The organism is Dyella humi (genome assembly GCF_044904605.1).
Taxonomy (GTDB): Bacteria; Pseudomonadota; Gammaproteobacteria; order Xanthomonadales; family Rhodanobacteraceae; genus Dyella_B; species Dyella_B humi.
In genome coordinates this window covers 254,991-277,065 of the sequence record NZ_JADIKI010000023.1, presented here as the reverse complement: position 1 = coordinate 277,065, position 22,075 = coordinate 254,991, and the positions used below count along the sequence as shown (strand labels likewise).

Annotated in this window: 24 protein-coding genes; 17 read left to right on the top strand and 7 right to left on the bottom strand. The window is 60.2% G+C overall.

Annotation, left to right across the window (positions count from 1 at the left end):
- Window positions 1-55 precede the first annotated feature (55 nt).
- The 3 genes from ISP18_RS12475 to ISP18_RS12465 all read left to right on the top strand — a co-directional run bounded on the left by ISP18_RS12475 (window position 56) and on the right by ISP18_RS12465 (window position 1,763).
- The gene (locus ISP18_RS12475; protein WP_380012152.1) at window positions 56-655 is read left to right on the top strand and encodes a hypothetical protein; all 600 of its coding nucleotides are present in this window, start codon (window positions 56-58) and stop codon (window positions 653-655) included.
- Window positions 656-846: 191 nt separating this feature from the next.
- Window positions 847-1,425: an ankyrin repeat domain-containing protein gene (locus tag ISP18_RS12470; protein WP_380012149.1), complete on the top strand. Its 579-nt coding sequence runs from the start codon at window positions 847-849 to the stop codon at window positions 1,423-1,425.
- Window positions 1,422-1,763 carry a hypothetical protein gene (locus ISP18_RS12465; RefSeq protein ID WP_380012146.1) on the top strand — a complete coding sequence of 114 codons (342 nt, stop codon included), beginning with the start codon at window positions 1,422-1,424 and terminating at the stop codon, window positions 1,761-1,763. The genes ISP18_RS12470 and ISP18_RS12465 overlap by 4 nt, the downstream gene beginning before the upstream one ends.
- 1 nt (window position 1,764) lies before the next feature.
- On the opposite strand, the gene ISP18_RS12460 is transcribed toward ISP18_RS12465, so the two are convergent.
- Window positions 1,765-2,760, bottom strand: coding sequence for an HNH endonuclease (locus ISP18_RS12460; RefSeq protein ID WP_380012143.1), 996 nt, complete (start codon window positions 2,758-2,760; stop codon window positions 1,765-1,767).
- A gap of 275 nt (window positions 2,761-3,035) precedes the next feature.
- On the opposite strand from ISP18_RS12460, the gene ISP18_RS12455 reads away from it, so the two are divergent.
- The 5 genes from ISP18_RS12455 (at window position 3,036) to ISP18_RS12435 (ending at window position 10,290) form a co-directional block, all read left to right on the top strand.
- Window positions 3,036-3,419 (top strand): ribbon-helix-helix domain-containing protein, encoded by a 384-nt coding sequence (locus tag ISP18_RS12455; RefSeq protein WP_380012140.1) that lies wholly within the window; start codon window positions 3,036-3,038, stop codon window positions 3,417-3,419.
- Window positions 3,400-3,702: a hypothetical protein gene (locus tag ISP18_RS12450; RefSeq protein WP_380012137.1), complete on the top strand. Its 303-nt coding sequence runs from the start codon at window positions 3,400-3,402 to the stop codon at window positions 3,700-3,702. Before ISP18_RS12455 ends, ISP18_RS12450 begins: the two co-directional genes overlap by 20 nt.
- Before the next feature lie 83 nt (window positions 3,703-3,785).
- A complete protein-coding gene (locus tag ISP18_RS12445) occupies window positions 3,786-5,765 on the top strand; it encodes a type IV secretion system DNA-binding domain-containing protein (RefSeq protein ID WP_380012134.1) in 1,980 nt (659 codons plus the stop codon).
- The gene (gene mobF / locus ISP18_RS12440; RefSeq protein WP_380012131.1) at window positions 5,762-8,485 is read left to right on the top strand and encodes a MobF family relaxase; all 2,724 of its coding nucleotides are present in this window, start codon (window positions 5,762-5,764) and stop codon (window positions 8,483-8,485) included. The genes ISP18_RS12445 and mobF overlap by 4 nt, the downstream gene beginning before the upstream one ends.
- A 287-nt stretch (window positions 8,486-8,772) precedes the next feature.
- Window positions 8,773-10,290, top strand: a complete 1,518-nt coding sequence (locus ISP18_RS12435) for an MASE1 domain-containing protein (protein ID WP_380012128.1) — start codon at window positions 8,773-8,775, stop codon at window positions 10,288-10,290.
- A gap of 4 nt (window positions 10,291-10,294) precedes the next feature.
- Here ISP18_RS12435 and ISP18_RS12430 read toward each other — a convergent pair whose 3' ends face one another.
- Window positions 10,295-10,759, bottom strand: coding sequence for a hypothetical protein (locus ISP18_RS12430; RefSeq protein ID WP_380012125.1), 465 nt, complete (start codon window positions 10,757-10,759; stop codon window positions 10,295-10,297).
- Window positions 10,760-11,015: 256 nt separating this feature from the next.
- Here ISP18_RS12430 and ISP18_RS12425 point away from each other — a divergent pair, with 256 nt between their 5' ends.
- From ISP18_RS12425 to ISP18_RS12400, 6 genes are all read left to right on the top strand, one after another.
- Window positions 11,016-13,205 carry an RHS repeat-associated core domain-containing protein gene (locus tag ISP18_RS12425; protein WP_380012122.1) on the top strand — a complete coding sequence of 730 codons (2,190 nt, stop codon included), beginning with the start codon at window positions 11,016-11,018 and terminating at the stop codon, window positions 13,203-13,205.
- Between the two features lie 5 nt (window positions 13,206-13,210).
- Complete coding sequence (locus tag ISP18_RS12420) at window positions 13,211-13,669, top strand: OmpA family protein (RefSeq protein ID WP_380012119.1); 459 nt, start codon at window positions 13,211-13,213, stop codon at window positions 13,667-13,669.
- 8 nt (window positions 13,670-13,677) lie between these two features.
- A complete protein-coding gene (locus ISP18_RS12415) occupies window positions 13,678-14,034 on the top strand; it encodes a hypothetical protein (RefSeq protein WP_380012116.1) in 357 nt (118 codons plus the stop codon).
- Between the two features lie 14 nt (window positions 14,035-14,048).
- Window positions 14,049-14,570, top strand: a complete 522-nt coding sequence (locus ISP18_RS12410) for a hypothetical protein (RefSeq protein WP_380012113.1) — start codon at window positions 14,049-14,051, stop codon at window positions 14,568-14,570.
- Between the two features lie 22 nt (window positions 14,571-14,592).
- Window positions 14,593-14,931: a hypothetical protein gene (locus ISP18_RS12405; RefSeq protein WP_380012110.1), complete on the top strand. Its 339-nt coding sequence runs from the start codon at window positions 14,593-14,595 to the stop codon at window positions 14,929-14,931.
- A 362-nt stretch (window positions 14,932-15,293) separates the two neighbouring features.
- On the top strand, window positions 15,294-15,617 hold the full coding sequence (locus ISP18_RS12400; protein ID WP_380012107.1) for a hypothetical protein: 324 nt from the start codon (window positions 15,294-15,296) through the stop codon (window positions 15,615-15,617).
- A 157-nt stretch (window positions 15,618-15,774) separates the two neighbouring features.
- Here ISP18_RS12400 and ISP18_RS12395 read toward each other — a convergent pair whose 3' ends face one another.
- From ISP18_RS12395 to ftsY, 5 genes are all read right to left on the bottom strand, one after another.
- Complete coding sequence (locus ISP18_RS12395; RefSeq protein WP_380012104.1) at window positions 15,775-16,467, bottom strand: hypothetical protein; 693 nt, start codon at window positions 16,465-16,467, stop codon at window positions 15,775-15,777.
- A gap of 211 nt (window positions 16,468-16,678) precedes the next feature.
- The gene (locus tag ISP18_RS12390) at window positions 16,679-16,957 is read right to left on the bottom strand and encodes an oxidative damage protection protein (protein WP_380012101.1); all 279 of its coding nucleotides are present in this window, start codon (window positions 16,955-16,957) and stop codon (window positions 16,679-16,681) included.
- A 19-nt stretch (window positions 16,958-16,976) separates the two neighbouring features.
- Window positions 16,977-18,026 carry an A/G-specific adenine glycosylase gene (gene mutY, locus ISP18_RS12385; protein WP_380012098.1) on the bottom strand — a complete coding sequence of 350 codons (1,050 nt, stop codon included), beginning with the start codon at window positions 18,024-18,026 and terminating at the stop codon, window positions 16,977-16,979.
- Window positions 18,023-19,105: an AsmA family protein gene (locus tag ISP18_RS12380; protein WP_380012095.1), complete on the bottom strand. Its 1,083-nt coding sequence runs from the start codon at window positions 19,103-19,105 to the stop codon at window positions 18,023-18,025. Before ISP18_RS12380 ends, mutY begins: the two co-directional genes overlap by 4 nt.
- Complete coding sequence (gene ftsY, locus ISP18_RS12375) at window positions 19,106-20,188, bottom strand: signal recognition particle-docking protein FtsY (RefSeq protein ID WP_380012092.1); 1,083 nt, start codon at window positions 20,186-20,188, stop codon at window positions 19,106-19,108.
- Between the two features lie 74 nt (window positions 20,189-20,262).
- Here ftsY and rsmD point away from each other — a divergent pair, with 74 nt between their 5' ends.
- Genes rsmD through ISP18_RS12360 form a run of 3 tightly spaced genes read left to right on the top strand, consistent with a single transcriptional unit; the run spans window position 20,263 to window position 21,903 of the window.
- A complete protein-coding gene (gene rsmD, locus ISP18_RS12370; RefSeq protein WP_380012089.1) occupies window positions 20,263-20,838 on the top strand; it encodes a 16S rRNA (guanine(966)-N(2))-methyltransferase RsmD in 576 nt (191 codons plus the stop codon).
- Window positions 20,838-21,404, top strand: a complete 567-nt coding sequence (gene coaD / locus ISP18_RS12365; protein ID WP_380012086.1) for a pantetheine-phosphate adenylyltransferase — start codon at window positions 20,838-20,840, stop codon at window positions 21,402-21,404. The genes rsmD and coaD overlap by 1 nt, the downstream gene beginning before the upstream one ends.
- Window positions 21,397-21,903, top strand: coding sequence for a hypothetical protein (locus tag ISP18_RS12360; protein WP_380012083.1), 507 nt, complete (start codon window positions 21,397-21,399; stop codon window positions 21,901-21,903). Before coaD ends, ISP18_RS12360 begins: the two co-directional genes overlap by 8 nt.
- The last annotated feature ends 172 nt before the right edge of the window (window positions 21,904-22,075 follow it).

The window sequence follows — 22,075 nt, the reverse complement described above, 5'->3', positions numbered from 1 at the left end:
GGGACGGACTTGATGGGTTGCCAGGATCACTTTGGTCCCATGTCAGAATCAACTCATGACCGCGAAGCCTTCCCGAGCGATCCGCCCTGACTTTGCCGAACCATGGCATCGTGATGACCTCCGCGCCCGCTATGACTACCACACGGAAATCACCGGGCCTGAGGCGGCAGTCATCTTGGGTTGGTCCACCGACCAACTCAAAACGCATCACAAGAACCATCCCAACCGACCACCCCGCAAGCTGGCCAAGGAAAACGCGAAGGGGTGGAATCATTACTTTCTGGGTGAGGTGCTCGACGCGCTCGAAGAGCGGACCCTCTGGTTACTAAAACAGCGGGGCGATCAGCGCCCGTTGACCGAGGTGCAAAAGGCGAACCGGGAGGCCACCCGAGAGCGTCGCCGGCAACTGGATCGGGCTAAGGCAGCCGCCGATGCTTGGTTCAAGACCTCGACGTTCTCGAAATGGTTGGCGCACGGGAGGGGCGACGATGAATGGCCGGTGGTCGTCCGTTCCGACGGGAAGATCGAGGACTTGATGGCGGTGCTGGGCACTACTGGTCCGGACGACGAGGTGCGCTGGCTCAGTTTGAGCGATTACGTCGAACACCTGGCGCGTCGGGTTGAACAGGTGAGCCAGGAAGGCGCAAACAAGTAACCGTTGGGCCTGGTGTGCTCAGCCTCCGTTTAAAAATCCACCCATCTCGCGCCTTCTCCCGCCACCTCGGTAACCCGAAGAATCTCGCCGCCCACCACCTCGGTTGAAGGACGGGCGGGTGAGATCGTTCTCACCATCACTCCGCGACCCTCTGCATTCCGCAGATGGCGTGCGGGTGGCGGAGAACAATCGTGAAACAGACAAAGAAAGTTGCAACGACGCAGCCGCTCGACCTCAACCAACAGCTTGTTGATGCTGTCAACCACGGCGACATGCGCGAAGTTTGTCGGTGCTTGGACGCAGGCGCTGACCCCAACACGCGTGGGAGGCATAACGAACCCCTGCTTTTCGAACTGGGGCCCTGGCCGCATGAATCGTGGCCGATCTGGCGCGAGCTCATCAAAGCCGGCGCGGATGTCAGTGTCCGCGACAAACACGGGAGCACCATCCTTCATTGGGCGGCGGGGGCCGATCAGGTGGCTTTCATGGCGCTCATCCTGGATCACGGCATGGACATCGAGGCGCTTGATCAGTTTGGTAATACCGCGTTGCAAGAAGCCGTCCTTTCTGGGGCATACGACGCCGTGAAAGAACTGATCGAACGTGAGGCCAATCTCTTGGCGAAGAACCTTAAAGGTGAAACACCCATGGACTTGGTCAGCTACGCCCATTCCTATGGCTTTCACATCGAATTCGCGCTTGAAGAAGCAATTGCCGAAAGGGAAGACGACGAAGGACAGGACGACGAAGAGGAAGAGGTGACCGAATGAGCACCTCCGCAGTGGATAGACTGATCAACCGTGGAAGGAACGAAGCCATTGAGCGATTGCGTCAGCTGCTCCCGGTAGGGACTACGGTGTTCACCATCCTTCGTTCGATCAGCCGGTCAGGGATGACGCGAGAGATCGACGTGTTGTTCTGGGACGACACATCGAAGGCGCCCGTGATTTTTAGCTGGCTCGCCGGGAAGGCGCTCGACCGTGATCTGGGTAAGCATAATGCCGTCGTCGTTCGTGGCGCAGGCATGGACATAGAGTTTTACCTTGTCTCCCAAATCGCGGCCCTGTTGCATGGGGACGACCATGCATTCGCGCACGGCTCGCTTTGATCTATCGGTTCTGTCGCGACCGCTGCCTCACAAGGTCGGCAACTGTTGGAAACATCATGGTCCAATCGGACGCAGAATCCGGTTGGGCTTCTCCGGTGGATGACGACGCGGCCCCAAGATCAGCGTGGCGCACCAAGCCGTTCTGTCCGATCACATCCCACAACGCGTCCACTGCACCGTCGCGGGTGGGAAACCAAAAGATCGCGGAGGTGTTGTTGCGCCGGTTCGTGCGCTTCAACGATTGCCTCAGCCGCCAGCCATCGTGTTCGAAGACCAAGCGCAGTTGGATCGCCGATGGCACTTGGGTCACATCGCGCCAGCCGATGAAGCCACCCATCGGCAGCAGTGCGCCATGACAATGGAAGCGGGGGTGCCGCCAACGCTCGGTGACCACTTCGGTCGCTTTCATGGGTGTCCGCATGGCAGCCGGATCACGTGACAGGTGGTTCCACGAGTCGAGTGCCAAGGTCGCTCGCATGGCTCGCAGCTTGGCGGACGCATCGGGTTTCCAAAGCAACACATCCCGGCGGCGCCGTTCCTGCTTGCACGCCTTGCAACACAACACGGCAGCATCCGGGCGTTGCGGTCCACCCGCGATCACAGGAATCACCGCATCCACGTCGGGGGTGCTTCCGGTATCTCTGCCGCAGTAGGCACAGAGCCCGTCAAACTTCTTGATCGCGGAGACCAACCACCATGCAGGTGGTCTTGGCGATGGATAGCGTGCGTTCTCGATGAGCTTGACAAAAGTGGAAAGCGCCTCAGTTGGGGGCTGGGTGGGGGCGGCGTCCGATGACTCGGCCGCCATCGCTTCGTCGATGCCGGAGGCCTCCATGGCGTGCAACGGCACAACGTGCTCCGTCGCATCACTGTCCCGCATGGCCTCCGCGCGCGCTGCCGGCTCGTCGTCATTGATCTCCTGTGCTTGCTCTTCCATCGCCGCCCCCTGTGTCGCTTCGATCCGCGTTCCTATGACCCGCGAAGCGCTCATCGGCATCTAAGCACAGGTGGCCGCGCTGGCAAGGGCGTTACCGCGTGACGTCTGCGCTTCGACCGGACATGGCAGTAAGCGGGTCGTTCGTCGTTCTGGGAAAGGTCAAGTATTGGCGATACACGTCACGCACCGTGGTGTATGACAAAAATCAACGCAACAGCAGCAAAACCCCCAAGAAATCCTGGCGTTTTCGGGTCATACCGATTTGTCATACAGCCAGTGATGTTTTTGCGTGCAAGGCCTGATGACATCAGGGGATGTGCGGTGTGATTTCTTAGATGGACGTCACGTTAAGGGGGCTTCTGGCCACCCCGCATCGCTGCTTCATTGAAGTCATGAAACGACGCACCTACCACTTGCCACCCAACATCGACGAAGCCCTCGCTCGGCGCGCGAACACGTTGGGCACGACGCCATCGGTGATCGTCCGTGATGCGTTGGCCACATACCTGGCTATGGATGACGAACAACAGCGCATGAAGATCGGACTTGATGTCCTTCACCAAGAGCAACACGCCTGCCTTCTTCTGTTGAAGGAGTTGTTGGCGCGTGTTACGCCGCCGAGTGCACGAGTAGGAGTCATCCCCACCAGCGACCGTGTGCGTGCGCGGTTCGACCAAATCATGAACAAGGAGGAGCAGTATGGAAATGGAAACCGTTGACCGCATTGAGCATCTGGCGCGCGGGTTTGCTGTCGTGCTCGTGGCACTCGTCGGCCTGCAAACATTGAGTGGCGAGATCGAAGGGCAGATGGGCCCCTTTGCAACCTTTGCCGCGCTCGCGTGCATCGGCCTGTCTTGGCATGCGCGCCTCATTCGCGGATGCCTGGGCCACCAGCCCAAGCTCTTTGTCATCGTGGTGGCCACCTGCGTGGCAGCCATGACCGCGGCCTTCCTGGCGGCGATGCCCGGTCACGCGCAGGCGACTGTTGCCCCGTTCGGTTGAGGTCGCCCAGCAATCAAATTTCACCCAGCACGTGCAGCGCGCAGGTGCTTCATCCACCACCCATACCTTCACGGAGGAAGGACATGCAGATCATTCAAAGTTTTGGCGCCCCAGTGGTGCCTCCCTCACCCTCGCAATCGGTTCGCCGTTTAGACCATGGCGTCTTGGCATCCTTGACAGGATTTGCCATCGGCACGGCTTCGGTGGCTTACGCTCTGTGGCGACCGCTGCCGTGGTCGCCCTTGCCTGATGGTGGCCTATGGCATCACTTGGCCACGTATCCATCGTTGCTCGCCAATACCCTTTCGTTTGGGCGCGTTTGCCCAGACGCCTGGGTTGATGATCCCGCGGCTGATCAAGTCGGGTCTGTGGCGGTGCACCTTCGTTTGTTGCCCGCGTGCCTCACGGGTGCATGGATCGCCTTTCGGTGGGGCAAGCGTGCGCTTCATCCGCAACCGGTGTTGAAACATCTGTCGGGGCCACGGCTGCTGGAAGGGCGGGAAGCCCAAGCAGCGGCCGAGCGGTATTCGGTCACGGAGCGGGGTGGGTCGAACGTCCACGGTTTCGCACGATTGCATCCGTCACTGCCGCTCAGCAAACGAACCTGGTGCCGCCATGTTCTGATCTCAGGAAGTGTCGGCTCCGGCAAAACGCAGATCCTTTACCCCATCGTCCGGTCTGTCATTCGGCGCAAGAAGAAGTTGTTTGTGCTGGACATCAAGGGGGATTACACCTCGGCGCTTCGGCGCGCGCTAATCCTCAGCCCGTTCGATGCCCGCAGCGTCTACTGGGACATCGCAGCCGATTTGCGCGATTTGGCGGCGGCCTCGACGTTTGCCTCGGCGATGATTCCCACGGAGCAAGGCAGCAACAGTTTTTTCGCCACCGCAGCGGACCTGCTGTTGACGGGGTGCATTCGAACGTTGCAACAGCGCGCGGGCGTTCGGTGGACCTGGGCGGACTTGGACTTCTTGTTGAATCTGTCGGTCGTTGAGCTCGCGCCCTTGCTGGAAGAGCACTATGCGAAAGCTCATCCGCTTCTGACCGCTGGCGACAGCACCGCCGCCAACATCCTGGCCACGTTGTCGGCTTATACCCGGACGATCGCGCAACTCGCCGAAAGCTTTGGAGCCGGCGTAGACGCCCAGGGTCGTCCGCGCAAACGGCTGTCCTTAGTCGCATGGGCGCAAGACACCTACGAAGGGTGTCCCACCATCGTGGCCCAGGCGGGAACCGATCCCGGTTTGACCCAACGGTTCCTGGCAGCCGTGCTCGACACGCTGGTGCCGCAAATCATGGCGCTCCCGGACGATGTGTCCGAAGACGGCCGAGCGATTGTGGTGGCGCTCGATGAGATCAGTGCGGTGGGACGCCTTAAAAATCTGGTGCCACTGGTGGACAAAGGGCGCAGCAAGGCGTGCTCGGTGATCCTGGGGGTGCAGGACTTGGCGATGCTCGCGGCCAGCCAAGGTGAGGCGTTTGCCAAGGCGCTGCCCGGGATGGTGGGCACGCATATCTACACGCAAACGCAAATTGGCCCCACCCGAGATCAGTGGGCCAAGATGTTGGGCGAGCGCCGGGTCACGTGGACGACTCGCGGCGCAGGACCGGGACACCCACCGGTCGTGCACGAAGAAATGCGTGCGGTCGTGGCCCCCACGGATCTCACGACGAAGCTGGGCTACCGCAAAGACAAGAAAGCGCCCCACGGCTTTTCGATCCGCGCGATGGCGTGTCTCGGTGAAGACTATTGGGTGCTGGATTGGCCCGGTGTGGTGATGCCCAAGAAGCGACGGTCCCATGTGCCGGTGGTGCGGATCGAAGCGCCTTCCTCGGTGACGGCACTCGGCCGCGAAGCGTTTGCGTTCGCAGGCACCGGCAACGGAAAAACGCTGGCGGCCCATGAACAAGGACGACCGCCACACGATGACGGGGATGAAGAAAGCGAAAGCGGTCAGCCGACGATCGCAACCCCCGACCTACTCAACCTCATGAGCCCCTTTGTCGCAGATGTGACTCGTCACGTGAAAAGCGGGCTGACCAACATGGAGATCGCCGCATGATGCGCCCCACTCGAATTGATGCCCGCGGACAATCCCGCGATGGAACAGCCGTGCTCGCTTATCTGAAAGAGACGGAGTTTCAATTGACGGCCGCGCCCGCGGTGGATTACTACGCCACCGATCCGAAGGCCGCCACGGTGATCCGACAAACGTCCCGATGGCTGGGGAAGGGCGCCGCGATCTTGGATTTGAAGGGCGCCGTTGACACTGAGTCGATGGACCGGCTCGCGCATGGTTTCGATCCCAACACTTTTGACCCGCTTTCTCAAACTGCCGGTCGTGCGGCGCAGTGGGTTCCGAAGCTTGATGCATCAGGGCAACCCATGCTCACCAAGCAAGGGCTGCCCAAAGGAACATGGCGGGGCGGGCACCGGGTAGGGTTTGATTGCACTTTTTCAATCGCCCCGAAATCCGTTTCGCTCGCCTTTGCGGCGGCCACACCAGAGGAGCGTGTGGCCATCCTGGACGCCATGCGAGATGCGATCACCCAGACGTTCGCCATCATGGAGGGCGAGGTCGAGACGGGACGTGATCACGGCGGTGTTAGGAAGATTGGTGTGCGTGGTTTGGTCGCTTCGGGCTTTACCCATTTTTCGAGCCGTGAACTGGAACCGCAGTTGCACGAACACATACTGGTGTATGCGGTCGGGCAAGGTGAGGACGGTCAGTGGGGCGGCTATGAAGCGTTGAGTTTCTTCGAGCACCAGGCCATGTATGGCGCATTGGCCCGAGCAGCGTTTGCGAAAAATTTGGAAGCGTTGGGCTACGGCATTGTCAAGAAAACGGAACTGGACCTGTTTGGGCGGCCCACCGGTGAAACGTCTTTCGAATTGGCTGGGGTGAGTGAATCCACATGTGAACGGTTCTCCACACGCCGCCGCCAAATCCTGGAACACGTGGAGAAGCACGGGACGACCAAGCAACAGGCCGCCTTGGCAACCCGCAAACAGAAAGAGGAGCCCTCTTTCGAGGAAGTGGACCAGCTATGGCAACAGACGTTGAACCGTGCCCGTGCTGATGATCCCACCATGTTCAAGCTGGCGGCTGATCTGAAAGGGCTGGACAGCCAACTTGCGCCCGTCTCGGATCATGAGGTGTTGGATCGACTGCAAGCCAAGGACACGGTGTGGACGAAGCAACAATTGATCGCACAACTGGCGCGCGAACAGGTCGGCTTGATGGATGTATCGGAAATCGTCAAGGAGGCCGACGCTTTCCTCGATCGAATGGAGGCTCACTTGGTGCGCATCAATCCGGAGCGTCCACCCGAAACGCTGCACAGCGGTCGGCGCACCGTAAGGAAGTTTGAAGCACCGCGGTATTGTTCCCGCGCCTGGTTCGTGGATGTTGAGACCAAGATGGTGGCCCGTGCACAGCAGCGTGCTTACGAGCCTCACCAAGCTGTGTCCAAGACGGCACTGGCCCATGCCATCGAACAGTTCCAAACCGAACGTGGCTTTACCCTGAGTGCAGAGCAGCGACAGGCGGTGGAACACGTGACAAGTGGTGCGGGCGTGGTCGTCATGACAGGACGCGCCGGCACCGGTAAAACCACCGTCGCCGATGTTTACACGCGCGCGTTTCGAGCCGAGGGAAGGGAAGTGATCGGCGTGTCCCTAAGTTGGAACGCGGCGTTAAAGTTGGGCGAGGAAACGGGTCTGGATCGTGTGTATTCGGCGGCCAAGCTGCTGTCCGAACTTGACCACGGCAAGTTGGTGTTATCGGAACGGCATGTGGTGATCCTGGATGAAGCGGCGATGGCGGATACCTTGACTGTGTCACGGATCCTGACGCATGCGGATAAAGGCGCCAAGGTTGTGCTGCAAGGGGATGCCCAACAGCTTTCCCCCGTAACCGCCGGTCAGGCTTTCCGCCTGCTTCGAGATGCATTGGGAGACGTGGAACTCACGGAGATCCGGCGACAGAAGCACACACAAGATGTCGAAACGTCCGAAGCCTTTTATACCCATGCCGGAAAAGAGAGGGGCACCGTTTCTCCGGAGGCACAACAGATTTTGGGGGCCGACATCCTGATGCGCCTGATATCTCAGGACCAGCTTGAACTCTTCGACACGAAAGCGGAAGCGATCAATCAGCTCGTGGAGGACTATTTCGATTGCCCTCTCCATGCCGAAAAGAAGCTGATCATGGCCTCAACGAACCGTGATGTTTCCGCGCTGAACTTGGCCGTGCGTGATCGGATAATTTTTCCCAGGGGCCCCGATCAAGAAGAACATTGGGTCCGTCTGAAACAAGGGAAGAAACGTGTGGACCGGCAATTGTCTCGGTGCGAGCGCATTCGATTCGGACGGTTCGATGAGGAAATGGGGGTGACGAATGGAACCATCGGAACCATCATTAAAATCCGAAAGACGGTCAAAGGATCCTGTGTTTTGACTGTTGATTTGGGCGATGGCTCTTTCATCACGTTCGACACGGCCACGTATGGTGACCTTGACTATGCCTATGCGTGCACCGTGGACAAAGCGCAGGGTGCGACCGTCACCGCATCGTTCTTTCTGGCTTCGGCACAACGCATGGATGTGCATCTGGGTTTGGTTGCGGCAACCCGGCATCGAGAAAACTTCAAGCTTTACGCCACCGAGGGCGACTTGGAGATGATCGAGGAGCGCCTGGGTATGGAACGCTTGCGCGTGAACGCGATGGAGGAGGGGCGTTATGTGGAACCGCCCGCACCGCAGATCACCCTGACACCGTGATTGAAAAGAAACGTGCCGCCTCGCGGCGGCACGGTCGGGCGTCGGCTTCCATGCTGCAAGGGGCCCCTTGCGGACGCCAGGACTTCCCGGCCCTCACATGATCGCTGATCCACCCGGAACGGGGACCGTTCGCAAGTAAAAGCGTCTCACGTCTCTTTCACGGGATGGGTGGTTGTATCGTTCGCTATTTTAGGGGGCGTGTGGGTCGCCGTTGGGGATTTGCCGACAGTCAGTGGGGGGCAGGGATGGGAACAGGACCGTGGCGCGAAGCATTCCGTGCGCACGCCGTGTTGCGACAGATCGCCGTGTTGCTGGGCTATGCGGCTGGCTATACGGCGCTGCACGCCATCTCGTTTTCCCATTGGTCGATCTTTGCAGGGTTTGAACTGGCGGCGCTGATCCTGCTGCCTTACCGCTACTGGTTCGCGTTGGCCGTCGGCGAAATGATCCCCTCCGCCTCGGTGGCCATTGATTGCGTAAATTCCTTCGGTTTGACGTGGGCACTGCTCAAAGCGTTCCCGTCCATCTGTTTCGTGATGCCGTTCGTGTTCGGGTGCCGTGAGCGGCTTGGTTTGCTGGGGCGCCGGGGTGAGTTTGCCAATCCGACGGTGCTGGTGCTGTGCGCAGGGCTCGCCGCCTTGGTGGTGTCGGGCTACAACACCTTCATGCTGTCGTTTGCCCCGCGTCCGCTGGGCTTTGAACCGCTGCATGAGTGGATGCTACGTTATGTGCTCGGTCACTTCCTGGGCATTCTGACGCTGACCCCGTTGATCCTCGCTGCCCGTGATGCGATGCGCGGGAAATCGCTGCGCCAACTTGTGGCCGAAATCCAAGACAGTCGTTTGCTGTTGGAGAGCGCCGGCATCTTGATCCCGACGTTGGGCATGTTGATCTGGATTGGGTCACGGTCGGCCATGGGGTCGGACGTGCGCTACATTGCCCAGGTAGCCATGTTCCTGCCGGTGGTGATGTTGGCCTTGCGTCACGGTTGGCTCGGCGCTGCGATCAGTGGGTCGGCCGCGAGCATCGCCATCGTGGTGCTGATGCCGGCCCGCTATGACCATGCCACAGTGCAAGCGCAGACATTGATGGCGTTCGTGCTCCCGACCATGTTGATCATCGGAACCAAGATCACCGCATGGCATCGCCAAGAGCAGCAAGAAAAGCTGGACATGCGCAAAGCCCTTGCTTTGGCTCAGCGCAACTACTTTGAAGGCGAACAGCAGCTGCGCCGCGCGGCCACCATGTTGCGTGAAATGCAGACCATGGGGACCACTTGGCTGCGTCACACCACACGGATCGAGGGCTACCAGCGGGCGCAGCCCTTGATGGCGGCCGCGTCGCAATTCATCGAGTTCTGCGATCCATTGGAAGGCACAGGAAGAAGCCTGCCCCATGCCGTGCAGAAGGGTAGCCTGGCGCAGGTGCTGGCCCTGCACCATGTGCCGTTCCGGGCGACCTACTATGGGGGTGTGAGCACACTGCCCACCACGTTGCACCTGGCCATCTATCGGATGATTTGCGCAAGCGTCGCTCAATTGGCCGAACAGGACTATTTGGGCGAGGTGGTCATCAGCGTGCGTTGTCGCCAATACCGCTCACAGCGGTGGGTGGTGCTCCGTGTGCTGGGGAAAGAAGCGCGAGGGGCATCGCTTTCCCATACGGGAACGGCAGCCTTGCAGCAACTGTCCCGGCACAACAGCTTCCAGTCACTGCGTGACAGCGCGGCGACGTTTGGCGGCGCCGCGCGTCAACGCACACGGGGCCGATGGCGTCACCTCACCATCGCCCTGTCAGACGCCTAACCCCTCATTGAGGTTTGGCGACGACGTTGCTGCACTCACCGGGGTTGGAGCACGTGTCGGCGGCCGCCTTTGGGGTGGCCAGGACTTGGACCGAGCCATCGCTTTGTGGTGTGGCCGACACGCTCACAGTCGCGTCCTGATACACGGTCTCTGCGATGCTGGAAGCGGTGGCGGAGGTGCCCGCTACGGCCGATTTCGCCTTGGCCGCATCCACACCAATCGGTAGAACGAGAACGGTGCCATTGGCCGCCGCGATCGCGGCATGCACGGTTCCCCCAAGATCGTTGACCTGGATGTATTGGATGCCATCCAGCACAAATCGGTAGACGTGGTAATGCGGACTCACACTGACGTCGGCCGCATTGGGCCATGCTTGTCCCAGTCCTGTGGAAGGCGCAGCCGACCATGCGGCGCTGGAAAAACCGACAACCACGGCGACGGCGAGCACTGCACGCTTGCTGATGTTCATAAGAAATCCCCTTTGCTCATTGGTGGTGCCCGCCCTGTGCGAACGGGCAATCTAGCATTTCGGCCCGCCAAAATTTGGTGAGTCCGATGCCGAGATTCAGGACCGCAAGGGATGCGTGATGGAAATGTGAAGACGTGTGCGCGATAAAAATAGACGGGGATGACCATGAAATCGCCGCATGGCTTGGGTAACATCAATGGGGACAGCACCACTCACGCAGGGATAGGGGCCAGAGACGGCCCACAGGGGGATGGAGATGTTGCAGGTCAGGAAACTGGCGCAAATCATTTGCGCGTTCGTGCCCATCGGATTTGCCGTGCCGTTGCTGGCGCAAACGGCCAACACGAAAACTACTTACACCTACGATGCTTTGGATCGCATCACTCAGGTGACCGATCCAAGTGGGTTCAACACCACGTATCAATACGATGGCTTGTCGGATCCCACCAGCTCGACCAGCCCGGATTCGGGAACCAAGGCGAGCACCTATGATACGGCGGGCAACGTCTTGACCGCGGTTGATGCGAAGGGAAACACCGTCACTTACACCTATGACGCGAGCAATCGAAGGCTCACCGGCACCTACGCCGATCCCACGCAGAACGTCACCTATGTCTACGACCAGCCCAATGGCGTCACGGGGTGTTCGGTCTCTTATCCCATCGGCCATTTGACGCAAGTGGTGGAGAACTCGGTCACCACGACGCTTTGCTACAACGCCCAAGGTTTTGTGATCCAAAAATCCCAGGCCATCAACGGGCAGACGCAGGTGACCAGTTACACGCGCAGTCCCGCAGGCAGGTTGCTGGCCATCACGCATCCAAGCGGCGATCAGGTCAACTATGCGCGGGATGCAAACGGTCGCATCAGCGGTGTTTCGGTGACGACGAACAACGGCACCGCCACCGTGGTCAGCAATGTGACCTATGCACCGTTCGGGCCCGTGACGGGATACACCTTGGGCAACGGTCAATCGGTGACGCGCACGTATGACGCCAACTACCGATTGACCGATTTGGTGAGCCCCGCCTTTGCGCTGCATGTGGCGCGCGATGCGATGGGCAATGTGACGGCCATGGGCACGGCGCCCGGTGCCAATCCGGCCACGGAGAGCTACGGCTACGATCCACTCAACCGCCTCACGACGGTGACGGAAGCCGACGGCAGCATCTTTGAGAGTGAGACCTATAACCAAGCTGGTGATCGCCTGACCAAGGCGGGGAATGGCCTGGCCACCGGCACCTACGCTTACAACCCCGGCACACATCAGCTCATCTCGACGGGCAATGCTGCACGGACGGTGGACGCCAATGGCAACACCACAGCGATCTCCGGGGCCGGCAGCACGTATGGCTTTGGTTTCAATCAGCGCAATCGCATGTCCGTGGTGCAACTCAATCAAAGCACCATCGCCAACTACCTTTACGATGCGGCAGGCGAGCGCGTCGAGAAGACAGTGGGAGGTGCCACCACCACGTTCAACTACGATGTGGGCAGTCATCTCGTGGGCGAATACGGTGCCACAAACAGGGAATACGTCTATATGGACGACATTCCCGTGGCGAACATCGACATCAATGGGTCCACCACCTCGATCGCTTATGTGACGGCGGACCACACGGGAACGCCGCGCGCCATCACCGACGGCAGCGGAAACGTGTTGTGGGCGTGGACGTATGAAGGCAATCCATGGGGCGAGCTCGCCCCCATCACCACCGGTTACACCTACAACCTGCGCTTCCCCGGTCAATACTTCGACGTCGAGAGCGGGTTGACCCACAACTTCCAGCGCGATTTCGACAGCAGCACGGGCCGCTTCACGCAGACCGATCCCAGCGGGCAAGCAGGCGGCCTCCCCTTGTATGTCTACGGTGCGAACAACCCGCTCAGAAACGTCGATCCGTATGGGCTTTGGGTTTGCAATGGCACCACCTCGCAGTGCGGGTCTTTTCAAGGGGGACTCCAAGCGCTTGCGGCAGCGTCAACCAGCAGCAACTTGGATCCCGCACAGCAGGCCACGTTGGCGAACATTCTTGCCGCATACGGTCAACAGGGCGACCCGAGCGTGCAGATCTACTTCCAGGGTGACAAGACCAGCTCAGTGGGCGGTTGGACCGGGAAAGATAAGAAATATTGTGAGTCGGTCACGTTCAACGACGACAATCTGAATTTGGGCATGTCCGACAATCAGAAACTTCAACAGTGGGCTAAAACTGTCACCCACGAAGGGCAGCATGTGGCCGATGACTTCGAAGGCGCTGCCGATGGGTATCCGCTTGCCCTCATGGACACGGAAGTCAACGCCTACACCGCCGAGGCCTATTACCAACAAGCCGCGCAGTATTCCGAGGGATCCACTGATATTTGGACGATGTCCGGAGGCATCAACTGGAACGCCATCCAGACCTCTGCCGCCAATTCTGTCCGTGTTGAAACGGGTCATTGATCGCCATGAAAGCGAAACACGCTGTCTTCATTTTGTTCTCTGCTTTGGTGTGTGTGCATGTTCATGCCACCACCCTTGATTTCAAGAATGTCTATTTCAAAGCAGGGCAACCGATCGCTGGTGGCAATCTGAGCGATTCTGCCGTGAAGTTCAACGATTACGCGGTTCCGGCATTAAATGCGAATGCATCAACGTTTCTGAGCCTCAAATCGAATGCGAAGGTCAAGATCGTTGGGTTCACCGACGACAAGGAATGTCAGGGTGATGGATGCAATGCTCTTTCTTTGCGCCGTGCCCAACTTGTCAACGCTTGGTTGCTCTCGCACGGTTTTCCAGCCGAAAGGCTACTTGCACCTGAGGGGCACGGCAGCAGTGACCCGATCGATACCAATGCCACAGCGGATGGCCAACAGCGAAACCGGCGGGCCGAGTTTCAAATCATTGAGCCATCGGAGCAGCCTTGATTAGACGGATGGAACTCATTGTGGTCGGCGTGGTGCTGCTGCTGGCATCGGTGGCGTTGCACGCACAGGGTCAGCCATCGAGATGCGTGGTGGCGCAACTCATCGTCGACGGCGCCTATCTCGGCGCCCAAGCCAAGCAACATGGGCAGTCTTACGACCAACAAGTCGAGGCCACCCATGCGATGGCGGGAAAGCTGGCGGGAACCTACGGCAGCAAGGTGGGTGGCACCTATCAAGATGTGGAGGTGAAGCTCTTGCAGAGCCTCTACACGAATTCCGCCTATGCGCAGATGTCCCCAGAACAGTTCAGGGATGCCATGCAGTCCTCCTTTTATGGCTCGGCGAACTGCCCACACGCGATATGACTCTCAGGGCGGCGATGAAGAACGTTCTGGTCACCGTGGGCTTGTTATCCCTAACCGCATGCTCGTTGCCGTTTGGCGGTGGACCGAGGGATATTCGGGTGACGTCTGTGACGGACGTGGACTACAAAAATCAGAACCAAATCGATTTCGTGGAGCGGCCTCCACACCCATCGAAGATCATTTCGCGCGTGGATTTCACAACCAGCACGGATCTTTTGGCTCTTGCTATTAACAAGGACTACAACGTGGTCTTTGCTCTCGGTTTGTGCAGCAAGGATGGCGTCATCGATAACGTCGGGCACCACGTCGGTCAGCTCTATTGGAACAAGCTGTTGATCGAACCCAGCTCGAAGGCAACTCCCGAATACGCAGCCGCAATCACAAAGGGGCCGCCGTTCACCTATCAGGTCTACGTGGACAGGCTGGTGCCGAATCAGGCCGACGGCTCGCTGTGTTTTGCCCTGGCCGGTGGCAACATGTTGGGGTTCAGGTTGCGGTCGAATGTTGCGGTCGTTCCGCAGGCGCCATCGAACTGATAGCAGAGGTCACTCTCCGCCCATGAGCAAGATCGTCGAGCTGATTGTCGGGGCAGTGGTGCTGGCGCCATTGCTCTACATCACCTCGTGCTCGGTCATTTCCCGCGTCCACGAACGCGACTTCGCCCAAGTGAAGGGGGGTGACGTCGAGGTCCAGGTCATCACCGCGATGGGCCAGCCTTCCGATGAGGAACGGGCAGGGGGCCGAAGTGTGCCTCGATACGGGGCACCTCAGTGCGTAGCGCCGTGCGTGCGGCGGCTCTGGTGGTTCAATCGGCTCAGTCTGGTGGGTGAGGCCTGGATGATCGAGCTGAATGGACAGGGGCGGGTGGTGCGGACTGCCTACATCGTTTCGCCCTGATACCAAAAGCTGCCACAGCGGAAGCCCCCAATTCAGAGGTGGATGCAAATTGACCGCAACTGTCGTGTTGAGCAGGGCGACCTGGAGGATTTGACAATCGAGCGCATTAGTTCAAGATAGAAATCAGAATGACTCCCAGTGGTGGCCACTATGGCGCACAACGCTCGCCCTTCACCAAATGATGATCTCCGCGCCTTCTTCAAGCCAGGCAAGGGGACAAACATCGATAAGTATGACGATGCTTATTTTGAAGCGGCCATACGAGAGTGCGAGTTGGGTGGCGAACGGAAAGCTCCCCGGAGTTCCGAGGAATCTGCGGAGCGCATGTCGGTATCGCACAAGCCCAACAAGCCCAACAATCGATGACAAACGAACCAGATTGGTTCGATCAAGACTTTAAAGACTGGCTCGCACATTATCGTGAACGAGGTAGAAAGCATGCCGCCTTTGGTAAGAAGGTGAAGGCATGCATACGCCATATCAAAAGGAACCCTGAACATTTTGCACTCGCAAGCGAGGAGGCAGAAGGTCTGGATGATCTGCGGTCGGCAAAGTTCTATGCCCCCGATGGTCGGCAGTTTCGGATTTTCTTTACTTTCAACTTTGGCATAGTTGAAATTCTGCGTTTAGTCCTTGCCTCCTCGGGTTACGTCGCAAAGCTCAAAGTTGCAGTAAAAAAATCATAGTAAATTAGAGAATAGGTATTTTTACGGGAATTGGATTGGCGATGGTTGCGCTACGGAGCTTTGGAATTAAAAGAACCATCCAGTCGACGTATGTTCTCCCCGTATTCCTGCGTGGCCATCATTGCGTTTTGCGCCAGCAAGAGCGTTCTTCGATTGGTCATCTGAACGATGTCGTTGTCATTTCGTTTTGGTAGCGATTGAGGTGCTCTTTTAGAAGACGCAGATACTCGGTTAATGACATCTGCGCACATGCGGCCTCGGCTACTTGGTCCGCGGATATATCGAGCGTCGAAATCAGATCCACGGGGCGATGACCGCCCTGCGCGACGGGCACCATCAAGAACACCCATTCGTCATCGGCGGCTCCAAGAGCGACGAACTCCGCGAACGAATTGTGGCGAACTCCTTTGCGTCGGCGGCCGGTCAAGATGGGGTCATCCAATCCATAGTCGTCCACAGCTTGCTGATCCACAGCTTTGGCAATCTCTTCGGCAGCGGTGGTTGGCGCTGGGGGAGGAGAGGGGGCGGGCGGTGTTGGTGTGAGCGCCAGCCGTTCGAGCTGCTCGCGGGCATAGCGGCGAACTTCACCGAGGGGGTAGCGAATGCCGGCGTCGTCAATCCAACCCGGCGGACGTTTCCCCGAAGCGCGCCATTCGGCCAACGTGGTGATGGAGCGGGCAAGGAAGCCAGCGGTCTGTTCAACCGTCAGGAGTTGGGCATCGTCTCGCCCTTCCAAGGTGCGTAAAAACGGATCCACCGTGAGCTCGGCCAGCGACTTTTTCCCCATGCATTGAGGATAGGGGGCCACCCTAAACGTCGCAATTTCGAGGAGGGGATAAGCGTTGGTCATGGTCACCGCAGAGGGGGCCATTGGGAGACCAGAATGAAAAAGGCCACCGCGTGGGGTGGCCTAAGTCGATGAGCGAGAATCGCTTTTTGCGTTTGCCTTCAAGACCGAGGGGAGTCTTTTCAATCCCCTGCTCTACCAACTGAGCTACCCGGCCAAAAGACTGCCATGCGTTGCATGGAGCCGATTATTAAATCGGATGGCAGGGATTACGTCAAGACTCTGCTTCGGGTGGCTTGTAGCCTTCAGGCTTTTTCACCTCACCGCCGAACAGGAATTTTTCCATTTCGCCGCCCAGAAACTGGCGCGATTTAGGATCCAGCGGGTTGATGCGGTATTCGTTGATCAGCATGGTCTGGTGGGCTAGCCATTGCTGCCATGCGGGCTTGGAGATCTCCGCGAAAATGCGCTGGCCCAGCGGGCCGGGCCAGGGGGCGAAATCCAGGCCTTCGGCTTCGATGCCGAGCTTGGCGCAGTGAATCATACGGCTCATCGGGTTATCTCTTGTTCGTCTATAACGCGGTGGGTTCGGGCAGCGCCATCAGCAGCGAGCGCACCGGCGCGGGCAGGCCCAAGGCGGGCAGATCGGCTATGGCGCACCATCGCAGGTTGGCATTATCGGCGATTGTGTGCGCGGCTGCTGCGCCGTCGAACAGTAGTGGCTGGATCTGCAGTCGGTAGTGGCTGAAGACATGCATGAAGGGCGTTAGCGATTGCGCGTCGTCGATGCGCGCATGACGCTGCGCTTCGCGCCATGCGCCGTCGCTGTCATCGGCTTCGGGCAAGCTCCACAAGCCCGACCACACACCTTGCGCGCCGCGCCGCTGTAGCAGCACGCGGCCTTCGCCATCGCGCAGGATGAGCATGATGGTGCTGCGCGTGGGAATCGCCTTGCCGGGCTTGGGGGTGGGCAGTTGTGCGGTGAGGTTGTCGCGATGCGCGACGCAATCGCCTTGCATCGGGCACATCGCGCACAAGGGACGCGTGCGTACGCATACGGTCGCGCCCAGATCCATGATGGCTTGCGTGTAGTCGTCAGCGCGTTCGGCCGGCGTATGCGCATCCGCATGCAGCCAGAGTTGTTTCTCGACCTCGCGCTCGCTCGGATGTCCTGCGATACCGTGATAGCGCGTCAGCACGCGCTTCACGTTGCCATCGAGAATGGGAAAACGCAGCCCATAAGCTTGCGCCAGAATCGCGCCCGCGGTGGAGCGGCCGATGCCGGGCAACGCCGCCAGTGCATCGAATTCGCGCGGCATTTCGCCGTTGTGCTTTTCCACGCACACTTGTGCGGCGCGATGCAGAAAGCGCGCGCGTCGGTAGTAGCCCAGGCCCGACCACAGCGCGAGCACGGTGTCCTCGTCGGCCGCGGCCAACTCGGGCAGCGTGGGCAATTTCGCCACGAAGCGCTGAAAATAGGGAATGACCGTGGCCACCTGCGTCTGCTGCAGCATGATCTCGGATAGCCATACGCGGTAGGCGTCGCGCGGATGTTTCCACGGCAGATCGTGGCGGCCGTGGCGATCGAACCACGCGAGCAGGGCGGAGGCGAATGGCGTCACTGCGGTTTCGGTGCGAGAGAGGTGACAGGAGGTGCGGCGCTTTCAGCGGCTGCAGGCACGGCATCACCGGTCTGTACGCTCAGCCCTTCTATATGGACTTTGCCGACGTCGAGCTTGGCCATGTCGATCTGCCCATTGCCGGGCGGCGCGGCCAGCCCGGGGGCCTGTGGATTGGCCAACTGATTCCACCACTGTGCCAGCGCGAGCGGCGGCAGTTCCAGATCGATGTGGTTGTCGGCGCCGAGCAGTTTCAGGTGCAGCAGTAGCGGTTTGTTCTGTGCGGCAGGCGTGAGCATGACGGCGGCGTCGTAATCGCCTTCGTCCACCAGATGGAACGTGCCTTGTAGTTGCATGGATGCGTTGGCCGCGCCCATCCAACGCGCATGGCCGTTCAAATGCAGCGAGGTGGCGCTGCTGTCGGAGACATTGATGTTGATGGCATCCAGTCGCAACACGCCGGCGGCAATGCTCGGCACGCTGGAGACCTGCCATTGCAGCGGTGTACCGTCGGTTTCCTTGGCGGAGAGGTTCACCCAGAAGGCCTGGCCCGGCGCGAGGCGTCCGGTGTCGAGCGAAACGTTGCTCAGCCACTCGCTGTTGTTCTGTACCACGCTGCCATTGCGGATGCGCACGCCGGTAGCGATGCGCGGGATCTCTTCCGGCACAGTGGCCAATTGCGGCGGCAGATTCATCAGCCACGCTTGCAGCGCATCCAGATCGACGCGTGGCGAATTGATCTGCATGCGCGAAATCACCACCTGGCGGCCGAGCAGCGTACGCCACGGCAGCACCAGCCGTCCGTTTGCGGCCAGCAGGATCGGCATCGCGCTCGGGCCGGCGTCACTCGCCACCAGCGTGATGCCTTCTAATTGCAGGGCAGGGCGCGGAAACAGCGTGGGGCTGGCCGGACTGGACAGCGTGAGCCGCAGGCCGGCCTGGTTTGCCTGTTCTTTCAGCATCGCGGTGAAGCGATCGGGTTGCAGCAGCAGATACAGTGCCACCAGCACGACCAGCACGATGCCGCCAAGCACGCTGGAGCAGGCAATCAGTAGCAGTCGCAGTGGACGAGGTATCGTCATTTATGCTCGTGCGAAGTCAGCGGGGAGCAAACCGTCGACGTAGGCTTCCGCGTCGAACACGCGCAAGTCCGTGGCGGTTTCGCCCAGGCCGACGAAGCGGATCGGTAAGCCGAACTCGCGCGCCAGCGCGAACACCACGCCACCCTTGGCGGTGCCGTCGAGCTTGGTCACCACCAGCCCGGTCACGCCAACGATCTGACGGAACTGGCGCACCTGGTTCACTGCGTTCTGGCCGGTGGTGCCGTCGATCACCATCAGCACCTCATGCGGCGCGTCCGGGTCGAGTTTCTTGAGCACGCGTGCGATCTTGCCCAGTTCGTCCATCAATCCGCCTTGCGTGTGCAGGCGGCCGGCAGTGTCGGCGATCAGCACGTCGGCGTTGCGCGAGCGCGCGGCTTGCAGCGCGTCGAAGATCACGCTGGCGGAGTCGGCGTCCTGGCCTTGGGAAATCACCGGCACCTGATTGCGCTCGCCCCAGGTCTTGAGCTGTTCTACGGCGGCGGCGCGGAAGGTATCGCCCGCGGCCAGCAGCACTTGGTGGTGTTCGTCACGCCATTTGCGTGCGAGTTTTCCAATCGTCGTGGTCTTGCCTGCGCCGTTGATGCCGACGGTGAGCACGACGAAGGGTTTGTGGCCGCCGATGTCCAGCGGCTTCTGCACCGGTTTGAGCAGCGCGGTCAATTCTTGCCGCAGGGCTTGCAGTAGCTCGGTGGCATCGGCGAACTCGCGCTTGTGCATGCGTCGACGCAGGTTTTCCACCAGCGAGGTGCTGGCTTCGATGCCGACGTCGGCGGTGATCAGTGTGGTTTCCAGGTCGTCCAGCAGGCTGTCGTCGAGCTTGGGGTTGCGTGCGAACAGCGAGGTGAGGCCGCGCGCGAAGGTGCTGCCGGAAAGGCGCTCGCGCCAGCTGCGCTTGGATGGTGCTTCGGCGGCGGGTTCGGCCGGCAGGATGTTTTCCGGCATCGCGGTCGGTGCAGGTGCCGCTGGTTCCGGCGCCTTCGCCTCGGTGGGCGCCTGGGTAGCCGCTTCCTCGTTGTCGCCTGTGCCCTGATCGGTGGGCTTCTTTTTCCAGAACTTGAGCATGAGGGGGTTGCTTCGAAGACAATGCTAAACATGCTAACACCCCCACCCGTACTGTCCGCTGAGGGCGCCGTCGCATGAAGGCCATGCCCGGACGAATCCGCATTATCGGCGGCGATCTGCGTAATTCGCGTTTGAACGTGCCTGATCTTCCAGGCCTGCGGCCCACATCGGAGCGCGTACGCGAAACCCTGTTCAACTGGCTGGCGCCGACCATCGCTGGCGTGCGGGCGCTGGACCTGTGCGCGGGCACTGGCGCACTCGGCATCGAGGCACTGTCGCGCGGCGCGGCGGCTGTGCAGTTCGTCGAGCCCGAGCGCGCGCCGGTGCAAGCCCTGCGCGATAATCTCGCCCGCTTGAAAGCAGCCGGTGGCGAGGTGGCGGCGATGGATGCCTCGCACTTTTTGCAGGGCACGCCGCAGCCGTTCGGCCTGGTGTTTCTCGACCCGCCCTTCGCCTTGCAGCTTTGGGCGCCCTTGGCGCAACGGCTGGAGCAGGGCGGCTGGCTTGCGGAGGCGGCGCAGATCTACGTCGAATCGCCGCAAGGCGTGTCCTTTGCGTTGCCGTCGAACTGGATGCTGCATCGCGAGGGCCATGCGGGTGAGGTGCGCTATGCGCTCTATCGCCGCTCGCAGAGCGTTCCGTTAAGCTAATGCTTTCCCTGCCTGCTTTTTCCTTCGTGAACCAGCCGCCGGTCAATCAACGCCTCGCCATCTATCCGGGCACCTTCGACCCGATCACCAATGGCCATGCGGATCTCGTCGCACGTGCAGCGCCATTGTTCGAACGGATCATCGTCGCCGTGGCCGAAAGCCAGAACAAGGGCAAGGGGCCGGGCTTCTCCATGCAGGAGCGCATCACGCTGGCGCGCTTAGCGTTGGCGGATCTGCCCAACGTGGAAGTGCGAGGTTTCGATTGCCTGCTGGCTCAGCTGGTCAGCGAGCTTGGGGCCGGCGTGATCATCCGCGGTTTGCGCGCTGTGTCGGATTTCGAATACGAATTCCAGCTGGCGAGCATGAATCGCCATCTCATTCCGCAAGCCGAAACGCTATTCTTGACGCCGGCAGAGCAGTACAGCTTCATTTCGTCGTCGCTGGTTCGCGAGATCGGTCGCCTTGGCGGTGACATTTCCGGTTTCGTGCATCCCGCGGTCCAACAAGCCATGCGGCAGCGCTGGCAAAAAAAGCAACCCGAAACCGAAGGGGACAACTATGCGTAAACTCACTCTTATCGCCACGGCCCTTGCGTTTGCCGGCTGCCTGACCCTGTCTGCATGCAACAACCAGCAGCAGGACGGCCAGCAGCAGGCAGCGCAGCCGCAGCAGGTCAGCAAGCCCACCGATCCGAACGACAACAAGGCCTGGGGCGCCTACCTCGGCCAGATCGTGCAGAAGAACATGCAGGGCATGTCCGCACCGCAGCCGTATGCCTACATGATCCCGGCCGGCGAGAGCGATGACGCCAAGGACTCCCGTGATCGCCAGCTCAGCAATGTGCAGGACATCGTGGCCCGCGGCGTGCTGCCGGGTAACCTGCTGGCGTTCGGCGGCCCGGATTCGGGCAAGACGGCCGACCTGGTTACCACCGCCTTCAAGGATGCCAAGCCCGCGTCCCTCAAGGGCGTGATCATCGTGGTGATCGGCGACAAGGCTGACGAGCAGCGCGTGAGCGACGTGCTGAAGCCGACGGATGCGACGGTTCGCTACGTGCAGTTCTAAGTCTCTAAGTCGTCAATCCATTCATAAGTTGAAGGTCGCCGGATTCGGCTCCCTCCCCTGCTTGCAGGGGAGGGTTGGGGTGGGGTGAGCACTAGCCTCAAACTTTCCCGCAAGGGTTCACCCCCTCCCAACCTCCCCCTGCAAGCAGGGGGAGGGGCTTGCACGGCACTTC